Annotated in this window: 19 protein-coding genes; 11 read left to right on the top strand and 8 right to left on the bottom strand. The window is 64.0% G+C overall.

All coding sequences use genetic code 11. The features are described from left to right. Positions 1–3: 3 nt before the first annotated feature. Positions 4–918 (bottom strand): alpha/beta hydrolase, encoded by a 915-nt coding sequence (locus tag P9A17_RS21925; protein ID WP_278040845.1) that lies wholly within the window; start codon positions 916–918, stop codon positions 4–6. A gap of 105 nt (positions 919–1,023) precedes the next feature. Here P9A17_RS21925 and P9A17_RS21920 point away from each other — a divergent pair, with 105 nt between their 5' ends. Both P9A17_RS21920 and P9A17_RS21915 read left to right on the top strand, forming a co-directional pair. Then, the gene (locus P9A17_RS21920) at positions 1,024–1,863 is read left to right on the top strand and encodes an IclR family transcriptional regulator C-terminal domain-containing protein (protein WP_278040844.1); all 840 of its coding nucleotides are present in this window, start codon (positions 1,024–1,026) and stop codon (positions 1,861–1,863) included. Between the two features lie 93 nt (positions 1,864–1,956). After that, positions 1,957–2,541: a DUF308 domain-containing protein gene (locus P9A17_RS21915; RefSeq protein ID WP_278040843.1), complete on the top strand. Its 585-nt coding sequence runs from the start codon at positions 1,957–1,959 to the stop codon at positions 2,539–2,541. Between the two features lie 22 nt (positions 2,542–2,563). Here the strand turns inward: P9A17_RS21915 and P9A17_RS21910 are convergent, their stop codons facing one another. After that, the gene (locus P9A17_RS21910) at positions 2,564–3,292 is read right to left on the bottom strand and encodes a Sua5/YciO/YrdC/YwlC family protein (protein WP_278040842.1); all 729 of its coding nucleotides are present in this window, start codon (positions 3,290–3,292) and stop codon (positions 2,564–2,566) included. Positions 3,293–3,412: 120 nt separating this feature from the next. On the opposite strand from P9A17_RS21910, the gene P9A17_RS33245 reads away from it, so the two are divergent. From P9A17_RS33245 to P9A17_RS21900, 3 genes are read left to right on the top strand one after another with little or no spacing between them, the layout of a single operon-like run. Next, positions 3,413–3,688, top strand: a complete 276-nt coding sequence (locus P9A17_RS33245) for a hypothetical protein (RefSeq protein ID WP_347403853.1) — start codon at positions 3,413–3,415, stop codon at positions 3,686–3,688. After that, entirely contained in the window at positions 3,625–3,879 is a 255-nt protein-coding gene (locus P9A17_RS33240) for a GyrI-like domain-containing protein (protein WP_347403852.1), read from the top strand. Before P9A17_RS33245 ends, P9A17_RS33240 begins: the two co-directional genes overlap by 64 nt. 36 nt (positions 3,880–3,915) lie before the next feature. After that, on the top strand, positions 3,916–5,202 hold the full coding sequence (locus P9A17_RS21900; RefSeq protein WP_278040841.1) for an MFS transporter: 1,287 nt from the start codon (positions 3,916–3,918) through the stop codon (positions 5,200–5,202). Positions 5,203–5,220: 18 nt separating this feature from the next. Here the strand turns inward: P9A17_RS21900 and P9A17_RS21895 are convergent, their stop codons facing one another. Both P9A17_RS21895 and P9A17_RS21890 read right to left on the bottom strand, forming a co-directional pair. Continuing rightward, entirely contained in the window at positions 5,221–5,847 is a 627-nt protein-coding gene (locus P9A17_RS21895; protein WP_278040840.1) for a class I SAM-dependent methyltransferase, read from the bottom strand. 89 nt (positions 5,848–5,936) lie between these two features. Next, positions 5,937–6,317 carry a DoxX family protein gene (locus tag P9A17_RS21890; RefSeq protein ID WP_278040839.1) on the bottom strand — a complete coding sequence of 127 codons (381 nt, stop codon included), beginning with the start codon at positions 6,315–6,317 and terminating at the stop codon, positions 5,937–5,939. 79 nt (positions 6,318–6,396) lie between these two features. Between P9A17_RS21890 and P9A17_RS21885 the strand changes: the two genes are divergently transcribed. The 3 genes from P9A17_RS21885 to P9A17_RS21875 all read left to right on the top strand — a co-directional run bounded on the left by P9A17_RS21885 (position 6,397) and on the right by P9A17_RS21875 (position 8,684). Further along, positions 6,397–7,278 carry a sigma-70 family RNA polymerase sigma factor gene (locus P9A17_RS21885; protein ID WP_278040838.1) on the top strand — a complete coding sequence of 294 codons (882 nt, stop codon included), beginning with the start codon at positions 6,397–6,399 and terminating at the stop codon, positions 7,276–7,278. Between the two features lie 109 nt (positions 7,279–7,387). Continuing rightward, positions 7,388–7,810: a pyridoxamine 5'-phosphate oxidase family protein gene (locus P9A17_RS21880; RefSeq protein WP_278040837.1), complete on the top strand. Its 423-nt coding sequence runs from the start codon at positions 7,388–7,390 to the stop codon at positions 7,808–7,810. A 100-nt stretch (positions 7,811–7,910) separates the two neighbouring features. Further along, positions 7,911–8,684 (top strand): alpha/beta fold hydrolase, encoded by a 774-nt coding sequence (locus P9A17_RS21875; protein WP_278040836.1) that lies wholly within the window; start codon positions 7,911–7,913, stop codon positions 8,682–8,684. A gap of 189 nt (positions 8,685–8,873) precedes the next feature. Here P9A17_RS21875 and P9A17_RS21870 read toward each other — a convergent pair whose 3' ends face one another. Next, positions 8,874–9,194 (bottom strand): UsfY protein, encoded by a 321-nt coding sequence (locus P9A17_RS21870; protein ID WP_278040835.1) that lies wholly within the window; start codon positions 9,192–9,194, stop codon positions 8,874–8,876. Positions 9,195–9,348: 154 nt separating this feature from the next. On the opposite strand from P9A17_RS21870, the gene P9A17_RS21865 reads away from it, so the two are divergent. From P9A17_RS21865 to P9A17_RS21855, 3 genes are all read left to right on the top strand, one after another. Further along, positions 9,349–10,419 carry a sulfite oxidase gene (locus P9A17_RS21865; protein ID WP_278040834.1) on the top strand — a complete coding sequence of 357 codons (1,071 nt, stop codon included), beginning with the start codon at positions 9,349–9,351 and terminating at the stop codon, positions 10,417–10,419. A gap of 59 nt (positions 10,420–10,478) precedes the next feature. Continuing rightward, positions 10,479–11,048 (top strand): MarR family winged helix-turn-helix transcriptional regulator, encoded by a 570-nt coding sequence (locus P9A17_RS21860; RefSeq protein ID WP_278040833.1) that lies wholly within the window; start codon positions 10,479–10,481, stop codon positions 11,046–11,048. Between the two features lie 78 nt (positions 11,049–11,126). Continuing rightward, the gene (locus P9A17_RS21855; RefSeq protein ID WP_278040832.1) at positions 11,127–11,879 is read left to right on the top strand and encodes an SDR family oxidoreductase; all 753 of its coding nucleotides are present in this window, start codon (positions 11,127–11,129) and stop codon (positions 11,877–11,879) included. 16 nt (positions 11,880–11,895) lie between these two features. Here the strand turns inward: P9A17_RS21855 and P9A17_RS21850 are convergent, their stop codons facing one another. The 3 genes from P9A17_RS21850 to P9A17_RS21840 all read right to left on the bottom strand — a co-directional run bounded on the left by P9A17_RS21850 (position 11,896) and on the right by P9A17_RS21840 (position 15,168). Beyond that, positions 11,896–12,564, bottom strand: coding sequence for a GAP family protein (locus P9A17_RS21850; protein WP_278040831.1), 669 nt, complete (start codon positions 12,562–12,564; stop codon positions 11,896–11,898). A gap of 206 nt (positions 12,565–12,770) precedes the next feature. Then, a complete protein-coding gene (locus P9A17_RS21845) occupies positions 12,771–13,340 on the bottom strand; it encodes a TetR/AcrR family transcriptional regulator (RefSeq protein ID WP_278040830.1) in 570 nt (189 codons plus the stop codon). A 493-nt stretch (positions 13,341–13,833) separates the two neighbouring features. Continuing rightward, positions 13,834–15,168, bottom strand: a complete 1,335-nt coding sequence (locus tag P9A17_RS21840) for a DUF1254 domain-containing protein (protein ID WP_278040829.1) — start codon at positions 15,166–15,168, stop codon at positions 13,834–13,836. Between the last annotated feature and the right edge of the window lie 56 nt (positions 15,169–15,224).

The raw sequence follows: 15,224 nt of genomic DNA, 5'->3' as shown, positions 1-15,224 counted from the left end.
AGTTCACAATCTTTTGAACACATTTCGCGAGTCCGCGTCGAAGTCGCAGAACATCTTGGTGAAGTACGCCGGCTGCTCCTCGGCCACCCAGTGGCCGCAATCCGAGACGAGGTGCTCTGTCACCGATTCGGCGATCTCTTCACACATCGCCCGGAAGTTCTTGGCCAGAGGCCCGGAAGCCCCCCCGGACGCCAGCACCGGAACGGAGAGCTTGCCGTGCTCCTGCAACGAGGCGCGGTTGTCATCGGCGTCGCGATCGAGTTCCCGGTAGAGCTCACACATCGCGCGCATGGCTCCTGGCGCTTCGAATGCGCGGGCGTACACGTCGAGGTCGTCATTGGAGATCGCATCCGGTTGGTAGGTCAACTCGTCGAAGAATCGATTGATGTACCACCGCTCACGTCCGTGCGTGAGGTACACCGCGACATCGGGGTTGGCATGGAACGAGAACTGCCAGGCCGACTTCTGGGTCACGCGCCAGTCGTAGTAGGCGGTGCCCGGCAACGGCGCTTCCATGAAAGTGGCGCTGACGACATCGTCGCGGTAGCGCAGCGCGTAACTCAGCGCCAGCGTCGACCCGAGGTCGTGCCCGACAAGCGAAACCGGCTCCGTCACGCCCAAGGTGTTCCGCAGTAGCGAGTGAATATCGGCGGCCATCGTCCACTTGTCGTAGCCGTCACGAGGTTTGTCAGAAGCTCCGGCGCCGCGATAGTCGGGCATGATCACCCGGTAACCGGCGGCGGCGAGCGGCATCATGACTTTGCGCCACTCGTATCGCGTCTGGGGAGCGCCATGCAGAAGCACAACGGTCTTGAGAAATTCAGCGGGGGCGACCACCGTGTAGCCGAGGCGAACCGTCTTTTCCGGGTCGACCCAGTCCCGACCGTGCCGCACCTCGGCATCGTGTGCTGTGGTCATGTTCCGGTTTCTCTCGGCGAAGTTTCGCTTGTTTCGAGACAACAGTGGACAGCGCGCACAGCGTGCTCCAAACTTGGTTTCGCCAGCTGAAACCAACAGGTTGTGATGTCAGGACCCCGAAAGTCGCAGAAAACTTCCCAGCCGGATCTTCTCCGAAGACCGCTGCTGGTGCTGGAAACGCTTGCCGCAATGGAACAACCAGCGAGCCTGCTGGCAATCGCGTCGGCTGTCGGGTTGTCCAAGGCCGGCGCGTACCGGGTGTTGCGCACGTTGCAGGCCGAGGGGTACGTCGACCATGCCGGCCGCCGCGGCTACCGGATAGGGAGCCGCTCCATAGCACTGGCCTCATTGGTAGGGCCACGCCCCGCGCTGCTCGAACGTGCACGCCCCGTGCTGTCCAGACTGGCGGCCATGGCTCAGGCAACCGCGACCCTGCATCTTCGCAGCGGCGAGCACCGGGTCCTCGTGCTCGGCGCCGAACAAGGTACCAACCTGCAGTCGCGGCGGATCCACATCGGTGAGCGGTCACCCCTGACCTCCGGTTGCAGCGGGCGCGTGATCTTGGCTCATCTGCCTACCGAAGAGGCAAGCGCGGTGTTGGCAGAACATGCAATCGGCAGACATCGCGCAAACCTCGAGCGCGAACTCGGCGACATCCGAGCCGACGGCTATGCCCTGTCCTTCAGCGAGAATCGTCCGTCCTTCAACGGAATCGGCGCAGCGCTTCTCGGCCTGGACACCGGTTACCCGCTCGGGTCGATCGCCATCGCCGGACCCGACGAGCAACTTCCGGCGACAGCGCTGCGTACGTTCGTCCGGCCATTGATCAGCGCGTGCGACGGACTCGCACCACATTTCTCGGCCCTGCTAGGTCCGAACTCTTCGGCGCGTCGCGAAGCCCTCGATGTCACCATCCAGGACTTGGTGGCTGCTGCGCGGGCATGAGGCATGGTTGCACCACCTGAAACTTCAATGGCCGCCATTGCGCATGCCGATTCACAGTGAGGTCCGTAACCGTGAACGGCCAAAGGACAGCACATGACCGACCAATCCTTGAAAGATCGAACTTCCGTTGATACAAATCAATGGTTGCGGCTCTATTACGCTGTGCGAGCGCTGTTTTCCCTCCTTTGGGTCGCCGCTGTTGTCATCATCGGCTCGCATTCCTCGCTGCTGGCGGGTGCGCTACTGCTGATTTATCCGGCTTGGGATGGCTTGGCGAACGTCGTCGACGCCCGCCACAACGGGGGATTACGCCGTAATCCGACCCAGGCCCTCAATACGGCCGTCAGCTGTCTCACCACTCTGGCTGTCGCCTTCGGGCTGGCCGCGAGTATGAACGTGGTGCTCGGCATCTTCGGTGTCTGGGCGAGCGTGTCAGGGGTGCTGCAGCTCGCGACGGCCCTTCGCAGATGGAAAAACGTTGGCGCACAATGGCCGATGGCGCTCAGCGGTGCGCAGTCCGCGGGTGTCGGCATCATGTTCCTGTGGAAGGCTGCCGGCCCTGCCACACCCAGCCCCGTCGATATTGCACCCTATGCAGCGTTCGGAGCCTTCTACTTCCTGGTTGCGGCGATCGGGTTGACCGTGCGTGCAGCACGCCGGCAACGCCGCGGCGCCTGAACAAAGACATCGTGTTGCCCGCTCACCGTGGCAGTAGGTGCTCGCGCAGATGACCCGACGGCAGCGCATCCCAGCCGGGATCGGCGGGAAGGTCGATGCCGAACCGGGTGGCGAAGATGTCACAGATCAGCTCGTAGCACGCACCGATGCGCACGACCTCCATCGTGGAGAAATCAATCATCGTTGACGATCGGCGATAGAGGTGGTACTTCCGCAGACCGTGGTCCACGACCAGATCGACCGCGTCGAGGATCGGTGGTTCGATGTCCCGCACCCGGAATTTCGTCCCGGCGCCAGTCAGGTTCGCGGATGAACCAAGCAGCGGTGTCTCGTTCGCATGCGCGATCCGAACCACCGCGTCCTGGAGCGCACCACCGTTGACGAGCATCGCGAGAGTGTTGCCGACAGTGCTCGCCGCAAGCGTCTCGGGTTCGACGGCCGCGACGACGGGGTGAGTGGCGTCGTAGTGGCCTACCACCGCCAACGGAAGATCCGCATCGAGCACAACGGCGTCGACCATGTCCTGCTCGCGTCGGCCGAGCTTGTGGACCTCGCGGTAAAGGTCGTAATTGCCCGCCATCGCATGGCGTTTATGCGGAGCCCGTCGCTTAGCCCGAAAGAGTCGAAGCAGCGCCTCTGAGGAACTGGCGATGGCCCCGTAACCGATATCGCTCGGAACGATCGCGGCGCCGCCGGCGACAACCGTGTCGTAGATGCGCTGCGCGTCACGGGGAATGTCGTATCTGCCCATGGCTTCTCCGCTCGGCCGACGTCGTTCGTGTTCGGGTCAAGACTCGACAGTCATCGTGAACCGTACAAGCTTGGTTTCGTCCACCGAAACCAACGAGACGTCGGCGGGGGTATCGGTCCGGTGGGTGAGCCCGAGCGCCTCGTGTGGTCGATCGGCGCCACCATCGAGGTGGCCGACATCGACAACTGGTTCGGGACGACGCTGAGGAAACTCCGCGACGCCGTGGCGACCGCGACGAACGGTGATTTCACCATGACGCCCGGCGGCCTGTACGACCGGGCACTATTTCTCGAAGAGCGCGGTGCCGCAACGCTGTTCGTCACCGCGCCACCTTGCACGCAACCCCCCGGGGGGGCCGTGCCGAGATCCTGGCGTCGGCCGAGTACGCGGTACTGACCCATTCCGGCAGTCACGACGGCATCGACCGCAGCTACGCGGCGCCGGGGACCTACGTCAACGAGCGATTGATCAGCGACCAGGGACCGATCCGCGAACACTATATCGTCGGCACACACTCAGAGCCGATGACCTTCACCGCCACAGAGATCTGCTGGCCGATCTTCACTACCGTTCCACCGGCCGAATAGGTCAAGCTGCTCGGCAGCGATTGACGGAGGAGGACCATGTCGACACCACAGGATGCAGCCACCCGTGACACCCAGGCTGTGCATTCGCCATCCCGCGCATGGACCGCCGTCGTGGTGCTCGCGCTCGTCGGCACCCTCAACTACGTCGACCGCTTCCTGCCGGGCGTACTGGCCGAACCGATCAAGAAGGACCTGGCCCTGTCCGACACCGCGATCGGTGTCATCAACGGGTTCGGCTTCCTCATCGTGTACGCCGTGGTAGGCATCTTGATCGCACGTGTCGCCGATCGCGGCCTCTTCGGCACAGTCATCGCCGGCTGCCTGACGTTGTGGGGCTCGATGACCATGCTGGGCGGCGCGGTCCAGTCCGGCTTCCAGCTCGCCCTGACCCGCGTCGGTGTCGCTGTCGGCGAGGCGGGCAGCACGCCGGCAGCGCATGCCTACGTAGCGCGAAACTTCGCCCCGGACAAGCGCTCGGCGCCGCTGGCGGTCACCACCATGGCAATCCCGCTGGCCAGTGCCGCCAGCCTGCTCGGGGGCGGTCTGCTCGCCGAAAGCCTCGGCTGGCGAGCGGCTTTCGTAGTGATGGGTGCCATCAGCGTTCTCCTCGCCCCTGTGGTGCTGTCGGTCGTGGGCTGTCGCCAGAGCCTGCCCGCCCCGCCGCTGCGGCGGAACACCGCAGCATTGAACTGGTGGGATCTCCTGCGCAAGCCCAGCTTTTTGGCCATGGTCGCCGGCACCGCGCTGGTATCTGCCGCCGGCTACTCGCTGACGACCTTTGCCCCCGCATTCCTGATGCGCGACCTGGGCATGTCGCTCGGCGAGGTCGGTATCAAGTACGGGCTGGCCACCGGTGTACTCGGAATTCTGGGGTTGGTTATCGTGGGGCGGATTGCCGACCGGCTGGCCGCCCGCGACCCGCGCTGGTTGCTGTGGATCGTGGTCATTCTGATCGCGACGTTGCTGCCGGCGTCCGCGTTGGCGTTCATCGTCGAGAACCGCATCTGGTGCGTCTTGCTTCTCGCCTTGGCGTACGTGATCGGCATCGCCTATCTGGCACCGTCCATCGCGGCGATCCAGCGCCTGGTGCTTCCAGAGCAGCGGGCGACGGCGTCCGCCGTCTTCTTGTTCTTCAACGCCACCTTGGGTGCCGTCGGGCCGTTCGTGACGGGGTTGATCAGTGATTCGCTGACGGGCGAACTGGGCCCGCAGGCGTTGGGCCGCGCCCTGCTGATCCTGGTACCAACAATGCAGCTGGTGGCGGTCGGCTGTTACGCGCTTGCCGCACAACGCTATCGGTGCGACATCGTCGCCGAGATCTGAGTGGGGCGCTCGACTACATCAATCGCGTTGTGCGACAAGGACAACCGCGGGGCCGCTGGTCTCGTCGGCAGGAAGGCGGAGATCCGCCACGGGCCGCAACCCCTCCTGTTTCACTAGCGCGATGAGTTGTTCTGGCTGCCACTTGTAGGTCGTCCACTGGACCGGCACCCCGTTGTAGGCCTCGGTGCGCTCGACATCGTCGTCACCGACATGGGTAGCGATGATCAGCTGACCACCCGGTCGTAGAGCCGCGGCGAAATCGCCGAGAACTCTGGGTAGGACGTTGCGCGGCAGGTTGAACAGGGACCACCAACCCAGGATTCCGCCCATTGATGCTGGGTGGAGGTCGAGGTCGGTCGCCGAACCGACCGAGAAGGTGCAGTGCGGATACAGGCGCCGCGCGTGGTCGATCATGCGCGTCGAGAGGTCAATTCCGGAGACCTCGATGCCGCGTTCGGCGAGGTAGGCCGTGACCGTTCCTGGTCCGCAGCCGACGTCGAGGACCGGGCCTATCGCTGCGACGCTGCTTGCGAATGTGTCCACTACTGCTTTGAGCCAGGGATGGGTGCGGATGTCTCCGATACCCGTGGTGGTCACCATCTCGACGTAGTTGTCAGCCACGCGGTCGTACGAGTCGCGAACCACGTCCAGGTCAGTAGGTCTAGGCCTCGGTGTCAGCCTCACTCCGGTCACGATAGGGGCGGTCGCAGACATCAGGCTGACGCTGTCGCCGCTCATGAGACGGGCAGCGTGAACCGTCCCCAGGCCAGGAATGCGAACACTCCGAGAAAAACGACGTCGCCGGCCATCGACAACCACTCGCTGCGGCGAAATCGCGTCGTGGCTGCGCCCGCCATGAACAGTGCCAGGCCGCAGGCCGCAAGCGGCGTGAGGACGGTGGCGAATCCGGTCGCAGCGGGCAGGATCAGACCAACCGCGCCAATCAGTTTGATCGTGCCGATCGCTTTGAGGTGGCCGTCACCGAAATCGTCGATCCAGTACTGGCTGGGGCCCAGCGACCGGTATGAGTTCCTCGACAGGAGCAGCAGGCTGGCGCCGCCAACGACGTAGACCGTCGAGGCGATCGCGGCGGTGATCCAGAGAGTGGTGTTCATGGCTGCCTCCGTTCGTGGTTACCTCGGCTCGTGCCGATTCGTCACCCTTGTGACGGATCCGCGTAACGAGAGGTAACTCATGGCAGCCGAAGTTGATCTGGCGGAGGCTTTCGAAGAACAGCGTTCGCGGCTGCTCGCGATCGCGCACCGCGTCCTGGGCTCGCAGTCCGATGCTGAAGACGTGGTGCAGGAAGCCTGGTTACGCCTTTCTCGTCAGGACGCAGACTTGGTCGACAACCTCGCCGGGTGGCTGACCACGGTCGTCGGCCGCATCTGTATCGATGTGCTGCGCGCACGCAACAGCCGGCCCGAGGTCTCGCTCGCTGCGCCACTGCCCGAGTTCGTGATCACCGAGGACGTCGGCACTCCGGAGGAGTCCGCACTTCTCGCCGACACGGTAGGGGTGGCGCTGCTCGTGGTGCTTGGCTCGCTACGTCCCGATGAGAGGTTGGCGTTCGTTCTGCACGATGTGTTCGCGGTGCCATTCGCCGACATCGGCCGGATCTTGGAGAGATCGACCGGCGCCGTCAAGATGCTTGCCAGCCGAGCTCGCCGGAAGGTGCAGGAAGGACCACTGCGTAGCGGAGGTCAAGCGAGCCGACAAGATCAGCGCGAGGTCGTCGACGCGTTCCTCGCCGCGTCGCGGGACGGAGACTTCGACGCGTTGCTGCGCGTGCTGGACCCCGATATCAGCTGGCAGCAGTTCACCGCCCGCGGCATCAGCGTCGGTACCGGGATCGACGGGGTAGTGGACGCGGTTCGCCGCGGTCAGGGATCCCGTGTCGTTGCGCGACGCGTTCTGGTCAACGGCGAACCCGGCATCCTCGCCTATGGCCCTTCGGGTAAGCCAATCAGCGTGATGGTTTGCACCGTCGAGAGGGGCCGCCTGATCGGCATCGTCTCCGTTGTCGACCCGGTCCGACTCAGGCAACTGAACATCCCGGAAATGCCCCGAGGGTGAGATGAAAGTCCCTCGCCGCCTTCACTTTACACCGCCACGGGGCCTGCGAATTGCGAAGAGCCCCGAATCGCCACCCGCAGCGGCGACTCGATTCTTGTAACCTTGCCTCATGCCGAGGAAGCTCACCGACGAGGAGATCGAGGCGTTCGTCGACAGCCGCCCCGGCTGGGCGATGTTGAGCAGCATTGACCGCGATGGGTTTCCGCATACCGTGCCTCTGGGATACTTCCGGCTCGGCCGCGACATCGTCATGGGCGTGCGTGATCACACACGCAAGGTCGCGAACGTCGAGGCCGACCCGAGGGTGAGCGTGATGCTCGAAGACGGATCCTCGATGGCGGACATCCGCGGGGTCATGCTCCAAGGTCGTGCCGTTGTAGTCCGCGAACCGGCTGACAGGCTTCAGCTCGCGCGGCAGGGTGCCCAGGCTCGTGGCGTGCCGGAGTCCGAATGGCCCATGGAAGCCAGACCGGGTGTCGTCTACATCCGCGTGACCCCAATCAGAACGGTGTCTTGGGATTACTCGGACTGATCGGCGGCACCATCTCGACGCGATCCACGCCGGGATGTCCGACCAGTGACGTCTGCTCGCGTGGGTCGTTTAGCTCGGCAGGCTGGGGTACCCCCGGCAGATGCATGCAATTCGCTCCGGATCAGGCAAGCCGCTCCTGCTTGTCCACGGCATCTCCAACCTGCACAACTGGGACCTCATAGTCCCGGCTCTGGTTCGCGAACGCACGGTGATCGCCGTCGACCTGCCCGGCTTCGGCGAGAGCCCACCCCTGACCGGTGAGGTCTCCGTTGCCTCCCTCACCGAGGCGGTCGAAACCTTCATCGCGGAGCAGGATCTCGGCAGCGTCGACGTGGTCGGCAGTTCGATGGGCGCTCGCATTGTGCTCGAACTGGCCCGCCGCGGGCATGCCGGTGACGTCGTCGCGCTGGATCCGGGAGGGTTCTGGTCCGACCGGCAGGTCAAGATCTTCGGTGCCACGGTGGGCCCGTCGATCGCCTTGGTCAAGCGCATTCAGCCGCTTCTGCCAGCCCTCACTAGGAGCGCCATCGGGCGCACCGCGCTGCTGCTGCAGTTCTCCGCCAAACCGTGGCGGCTCCCCGCGGATCTGGTGTTGGCGGAACTGCGCAACTTCAACACCTCTCCGAGCCTGAACGACGCAGTGCGAGCGTTGGTGCACGGGCCGAAACAGCAAGGCGCACCGGCAGGTTCGCTGAAGGGGAGGGTCACGATCGGCTGGGGCCGAAACGACCGCGTGACCCCGCCGAGCCAAGCCGGCACCGCAATGCGAGCCTTTCCCGACGCCCACCTGCATTGGTTTTCCGACTGTGGTCACTTCCCCCATTGGGACCGGCCCGACGAGACGGTGCGGCTGATCCTCGCAGCCACCGGGTAGCTCACGGTGGGTATGACGTATGCCGTAGCCATTCTCAACGTATTTGTCAGCCACGCGGTCGTAGGAGCCGTCGATGGCCCGCCCGGTGCCGCGCGCCGGCAGGCCGGGCACCGCGTCGGCCAGAACCAGAGCTCTGCCGGCGCACCCACCAGGCTCTCCCCGGAGAAGTTCTGTCAGGCAGGGGCCGCGTCATCTGACGCCAGGCCTACGGGACAGCTTCTGCGAAACATGCTGTTCGGCCGAGTGATTTCTCTCGATCCGGCGCACGCGCCGCCGTTCCCGCACGATCAGGAACGTGCCGAACAGCGCGATGAGTGCCGCGGCGACGATCGTCAGGGCAGCCCAGCCGCCGCGCATGTATCCGGCTGATGCGAGTCCGAGAGCAATGCCGACGACACTGATTGCAAGAAGTGCGATCCCGGGCAGGAGGAACGCGTCTTTGAAGGTGGCGCCGCTGTGCGGCAGCGTGGTGCGGTGGTGATCAATCGGGTCGAGGTGGGTGTCCCCCATCAGGGTCGTCCTTTCGAATCGGTGATGTACCTATGGTGTGTGGCAGGGAGCCCAGCGTTACGCCTACGATGCCGGGCGGTGGCGATGCGTCCGTCACGTCGGAAGTCACCCAAAGCCGGGGTAGTCCCCCTTCGACAGGGGGAGAATGGGTGCCATGCCGAACGGTATGTCAGATGGGGTGATGAAGCCGATCCCTCCAAAGCTGTTGGAGGACACGGGGTCCGGTTTGGATTACGGCACCAATCCGGAGAACATGCTGTCGGACATCACGCCGAACGACAGCTTCTTCGTTCGCAGTCATGCACCGACGCCGGAGATCGATTCACGGACCTGGGTGCTGCGCGTCGAAGGAGACGGTGTTCGACACTGCGTCGAGTACAGCTACCACGATCTGATGGACGCCTTCACTCTGGTATCGGTGGTGCGGACCCTCGAATGTGCGGGTAATCGGCGGGTGCTGTTCGGCGAGGAGATCGGCCGTACCTTCGACGGCACACAGTGGGGACGATCGGCGATCAGCACTGCGGAATGGACCGGGGTTCGACTGCGTGATCTGTTGGAGCCGGCACAGCTCACCGAGCAGGCCCACGACGTGATGCCGGAATCGTTGGACGCGATCCGGGCGCGTCGGCCGCTGCCGCTGGCGAAGGCGTTGGCGGACGACACCGTGGTCGCGTTTGCCATGAACGGCGAGCCGTTGCCACCGGATCACGGCTATCCAGCCCGCCTGATCGTATCCGGATGGCTTGGGGCAGCGAGTATCAAATGGCTCGGCCGCATCGAGGTTTCCACCGCTGCTCTCTTCGTTCCGTGGAACACCGAGGACTACGTATTGATCGGAGCCGGCTACCCGTCGGTGGCGCCGGCACGGGGACCGGCGATCACCGAGCCGGCGCTGTCGAGTCTGGTCGAGTTGCCGTGGCCGGCCCAGCTGACGTCGGGACCGCACCTGATTCGCGGCCGGGCTTACGCGGGTGAGGGCCGGGTGGTCGCGGTGGAGTACCGGATTGACGATGGACCCTGGCTGGAGGCGGACCTGACCTCACGCGGTGAGGCCGGGGTGTGGGCACGGTGGCAGTTGCGCTGGGACGTCGCACCCGGAGAGCACGTGCTCCGGGTGCGTGCCCGCGATGACCGCGGAAACGTTCAGCCGGATGTCACACCGCCCAACGAGCTGGGCTACAACCATCAATCGGTACTGGCGCACCCCATCCGCTGCAGTTAGGTGATACTTCACTTAATCACTAGCATCCGTCGCGGCCCGAGACCGCAAAGTAGGCAGTCATGACGCCAGGCAATCCCCGCCAGCGGGGCCTGGTGCCGGATAATCGGCGGGTGCCGTCGGAGAAGAAGCGTGACAGCCCGGTCAAGCGCAAGACCCAGGTGTGGTTGACCGCCGAGCAGAAACGCGCCTGGTATGCCTATATGCGGGTGCAGTTGCGGATGAACTACGAGATGAACCGGCAGTTGCAGGCGGACTCAGGGCTGTCGCTGTCAGATTACGACGTTTTGAACGCATTGAGCAGCAGCCGCGAAAACACTATGCGTGTAGGTGATTTGGCGGCCGAGATCGGTTGGGAGCGTAGCCGGCTGTCGCATCAATTGCGTCGGATGGAGGCCCGTGGCCTCACCGGTCGCAAGCCGAACAAAGACGACAGGCGCGCTACCGACGTGATACTCACCGAAGCCGGCTTGGCGGCGATCGTGGCAGCCGCGCCCGCACACGTCGACCTCGTACGCCGGTTGTTCTTCGACGCCCTGCCGGAGAATCTGCTCGGGCCGCTCACCGCCGCGTTCGAACACATTTACGTCAGCCTCAACCTGAACGCCTCGATACCGCCCGCTCGGAGCTGACCGGGGACGAATTGGAATAGGTGATATGTCACGTGCGTTTGGCAGATCAGATCGTCTAAACGACACAAGGAGCACACCATGGGACAACTCGACGGCAAGACGGCTTTGGTCACCGGAGGTACGGCAGGCATCGGACTGGCGACCGCCGCACGATTCGTCCGCGAAGGTGCGTTCGTTTTCATCACCGGCCGTGAGCAAGGCCGACTCGACAAGGCCGCCGCCACCATCGGGAGCCCCGATCGCGTGCAGGGCGTCCTCAGCGACGTCAGCGATCTCGACTCGCTGGACACGTTGGCCGCGCACATCAGCGCCCACGGGAACGGACTCGACGTCGTCTTCGCCAACGCCGGTGGCGGAGACTTCGCACCTCTCGCCGACGTCACGTTCGAGCACTACCGTCAGACTTTCGACCGCAACGTCGCCGGAACAACATTCACGCTGCAGAAGGTACTTCCTTTGCTCAACGACGGTGCATCGATCATCCTGTCCGGATCCACGGCAGCCACCGAAGGCGTGGCCGCCTTCGGCATGTACGCGGCATCCAAGGCTGCCATCCGTTCCCTCGGACGGACGTGGGCAACCGAGTTGCTGGACCGCACGATCAGGGTCAACACCGTCATCCCGGGCCCCATCGACACACCCGGCCTAGCTGGGCTGGCACCCGAGGCCGAACAACAGGGACTGCTGGACAGTCTGGCTGCCGGCGTGCCGATGAAACGCCTCGGCCATGTCGACGAGATCGCAAGCGCAGTATTGTTCCTGGCGTCTGACCACAGCAGCTACATGACCGGCGCGGAGCTGGCTGTTGACGGCGGACAGCTTCAGTTGTGAGTGCCCAGGCCGTGTGTCAGAGGCCCTGAATTCCTTTGAGGAGCACCACGAGTCCAATCAGCACCAGGATGGAGGCCATCACGGCGGAGGTGTATTTCTCCATCCAGTCCTTGATGCGATCGAGCAGCGGGCCCAATCGGTCGTCGAAAGCGCAGTATGCCAGCACGGGTAGGGCGACGGTGGAGGCAGACAGTGCGATGAACACCGTCGCGGCGGCTCCCGCACCCGAGCCCATGGTCAAGGTCGCCAACGTGAGACCTGCTGCCGCGCAGATGAAAAATACTTTCGGGTTGACCCCGGCGAGCAGTATGCCGATCACAAGCGCTCTTGCAGGGCTCGCTCCGATGAGGTGGCGGGTGCCCGGTATCTGATGCGGTTTGGCATGTCGGCTGACCCAGCGATAGACACCGAGGACGATCAGCGCGACGCCGATACCGATCCGCACCCACGTTGTCCAGGCTGGTGGTTCAGGTTTGTTGCCGCCCAGTAGGTTTGACGCAAGCACGAAGAGCGCGGTGAGTGAACCTAGTCCGATCGTCCAACCAGCGAGGAATGCCGGACCGGTCAGTTTCGGGCGGGCCGCGTGTAACACGAGCACGGCGGGGATAATCGTGAGCGGCGACAGAGCGATCACCATGGACAACGGGACGAGTTCTGCCAGTGCCGAGCTCCAATGGGGGCTCATGTCCCAGTCCTTGTCGTTGACAGTTCGAAGCCGATCGTCGCGATGGGCATGCTCTGTGGTTCCTTCTGCGTGTCGTCAGGTTGCCGGGCAGCAGTCGGCCCTGAGTGTCAGGGACGGGTTCGTCGAGATGCAGAGCAATAGGTCTATAGCGCTGCAGCACAGAGGAGTTCGGCTCTTTACGGAGCCGGCGTCTTAGCTACACACGCTTAAACTGGTCGAAATGCACTGAGCGCGTGGATGGCGCGGGGTAAAGCAATCACGTCGTCGTCGAATCGGCGGTGGATGTTGAGGCCCAGCGTCAGTGCTCGCAGCGCCGTTGCTGCGTCGACTGCATCAACGTCGTCTCCCACCAGAGCATGCTTTGTGATGTAGTCCGCGTACAGGTCACGGATCCGACGCTGACCGACGGCAAATGCCTCTGCGATCGGGCCCTTCTCGATGACCGTTTCCAGCGCCAGGGTGCCGAAGATCTGGAAGCGTTCGTCGATCAACATGACCGACTGGGCGTCAACGATGCGATGCCATCCCGGGTCATCGGTCGATTCGAACTTCTCCTCGATGCTGCCGTAGAGGGTGTCGAAGGCGCTATTGACCACTGCGACGATGAGGCCTTCTTTGGAACCGAAATGCCAGCTGATCGACCCCCGGCTGATACCGGAGCGTTGCGCGACCGACGCGACGGTAGTGGCCCGTGATCCGCCCTCGGCCAACAGCTCCCACGCCGCCGCCAACAGTCGTGACCGGCTTTCGGCACTCATCTCAGCTTGGCGACCCATGGCGAACACCTTAGCCCCGCAGCGGGGCGCCCCGGCTTGAGAGCCGGGGCACCCGAAGCTCAGATCAGCGGTCCGGGCAGTCCGGGGTGTCCCGGCGGCACCCCCGGTCCTGGGGCGCCACCCCGGGCCCGGGCAGCAGGCCGGGTCTTGGAGCCCCAGGATCGCCTGGATGTGCTCCGGCCGCGCCCGCACCGAGGGTCAAGGCGACCGCGGTTCCTCCGACAAAAGTTGCCAACCAACGGATTACACGATTTCTATCCATGTTCTATCTCTCTTTCTCGCGCTACCTGTGCAACTCGCTTACATTGCCGAGGCTATTCATTCTTGTGCTGAGCGTCCAGTCTTTCGGGCCCAGGCGAATGTCACAAAACCTAGTGCCGCACAGCAGGTTTGGAGATTTCGGACCCACGTCCACGGCGGCCGCCTCCATGGCTGCCGCTGAACAGCGCCGGATCTGCCGGTGGTCTCCTGATGCGGCCCCATCCGTTCTCGGTTATCGAATGCGCGTGAACGCCGGCAGCTCGTAGGTACCGTCGAGCACTGTCTGGTCGGGCAGGTAGACGCGCAGGATCGGACGGAAGGGTCCGTCGGGCGCCGGTAACCAGTTCGCTTGTGCCGTCGCATCCGTCGGCATCGAAGCTGCGACGGTGATGGTCACCGCGCCAGCGGCATCGGTCACCAGGCCGCGGGTGCGATCCCCCACCGAATAGCGGTCGATCCTGTTGTCCACCAGCGTGAAATCGGGAGTCTGGTACATCGTCAGCGACCAGAATGCGCCGTTGGGAGGCGGCGGATTCAGCGTCAGCTCGTAGGTGTGGTCACCGGTCAAAAGATTGCCGTCACCGTCCTGGTATGCGGTGAAATAGACCGCTTCATAGGCGTGCGCGCCCCAGAGTCCGGCCAGTGCCGCTGCCGTACGCAGGAGCAAGCGTTCATCCTGGTCGGCGATCTTCCACTGCGGGTCGTCGATCGTACCGATCTCGAAATGGTCGATGCTGAAGTCGAATATGTGCTGACTCGAAGTCCAGCCGGCATCTCCACGGCTGTTATGCAGTAACTGTTGTGCGCTCGCAATGCCGTCGCGGTAGCCCTGGATCAGGGCCTCGCGGCGGTCCCTTTCGAGATCTCCGACCGGTGTGGACCCGGTGAGCCCCAACGCCGCGAAGCTGGACTGAACCTCGACGTCCCTGGCCACGGGTGGAAACGCTTGTGAATAGACCCTGTAGCGCTCCCAGAACGCCAGCTCCGCACTCAAACGGGCATCGTCGACAACGGGCAGACCGTCAGCGTCGGCGTAACCTATCGGCGTGAGTCGGGTGCCGTCCTGCAGTCGGGCCACCGCGGCCAAGTCGGCCTTGCCAGTGACAGCCCAGCGACCCATGAGCGTCGCGATCTGGGTCGGACTCTGTACCAGCTTCACATCTGAATGTTCGGAACCCGTGACACTGTCCCAGTCGGGTCCCACGATCAAGTAACGGCCGGCGGCGGTACCGGTGGACCGGAAGCCCAGGTAGGCGAAGTTCTCCGTCCACGCGCTGATGAACTGCATGACGTAGTAGCGACCGTGGGTATCGGGCAGGTCGAGAAGTAACGGCCCTGCTGAAAGATCCAGCTGTGCAATCGAATACACGGTGTCGTTGTTGATGGAGACGAAGGTGTCCTCGGGGCCGGCGAGCGTGCGCGCGTGACCGAACGAGTTGTAGGGCGCGGCGGGTGTGGCGCCGATTCCGGTCGTCGCGAAACGTTGAACTTGCTCGAGACCGAACACGAGGGGAAATCCATAGAGAAAAGCGCGGTTGGCCAGTGTGGACAGGGGGTCTGGGGTCATGGCGTCGAACTCCTTCACGAGTGATTACTGGACGCTCGGCATAGAAACCGCTAGCG

The organism is Mycobacterium sp. 236(2023), assembly GCF_029623955.1.
In the GTDB taxonomy this organism is placed as follows: Bacteria; Actinomycetota; Actinomycetes; order Mycobacteriales; family Mycobacteriaceae; genus Mycobacterium.
The sequence above is the reverse complement of the archived record's forward strand: the minus strand, read 5'-3'. Positions and strand labels throughout refer to the sequence as shown.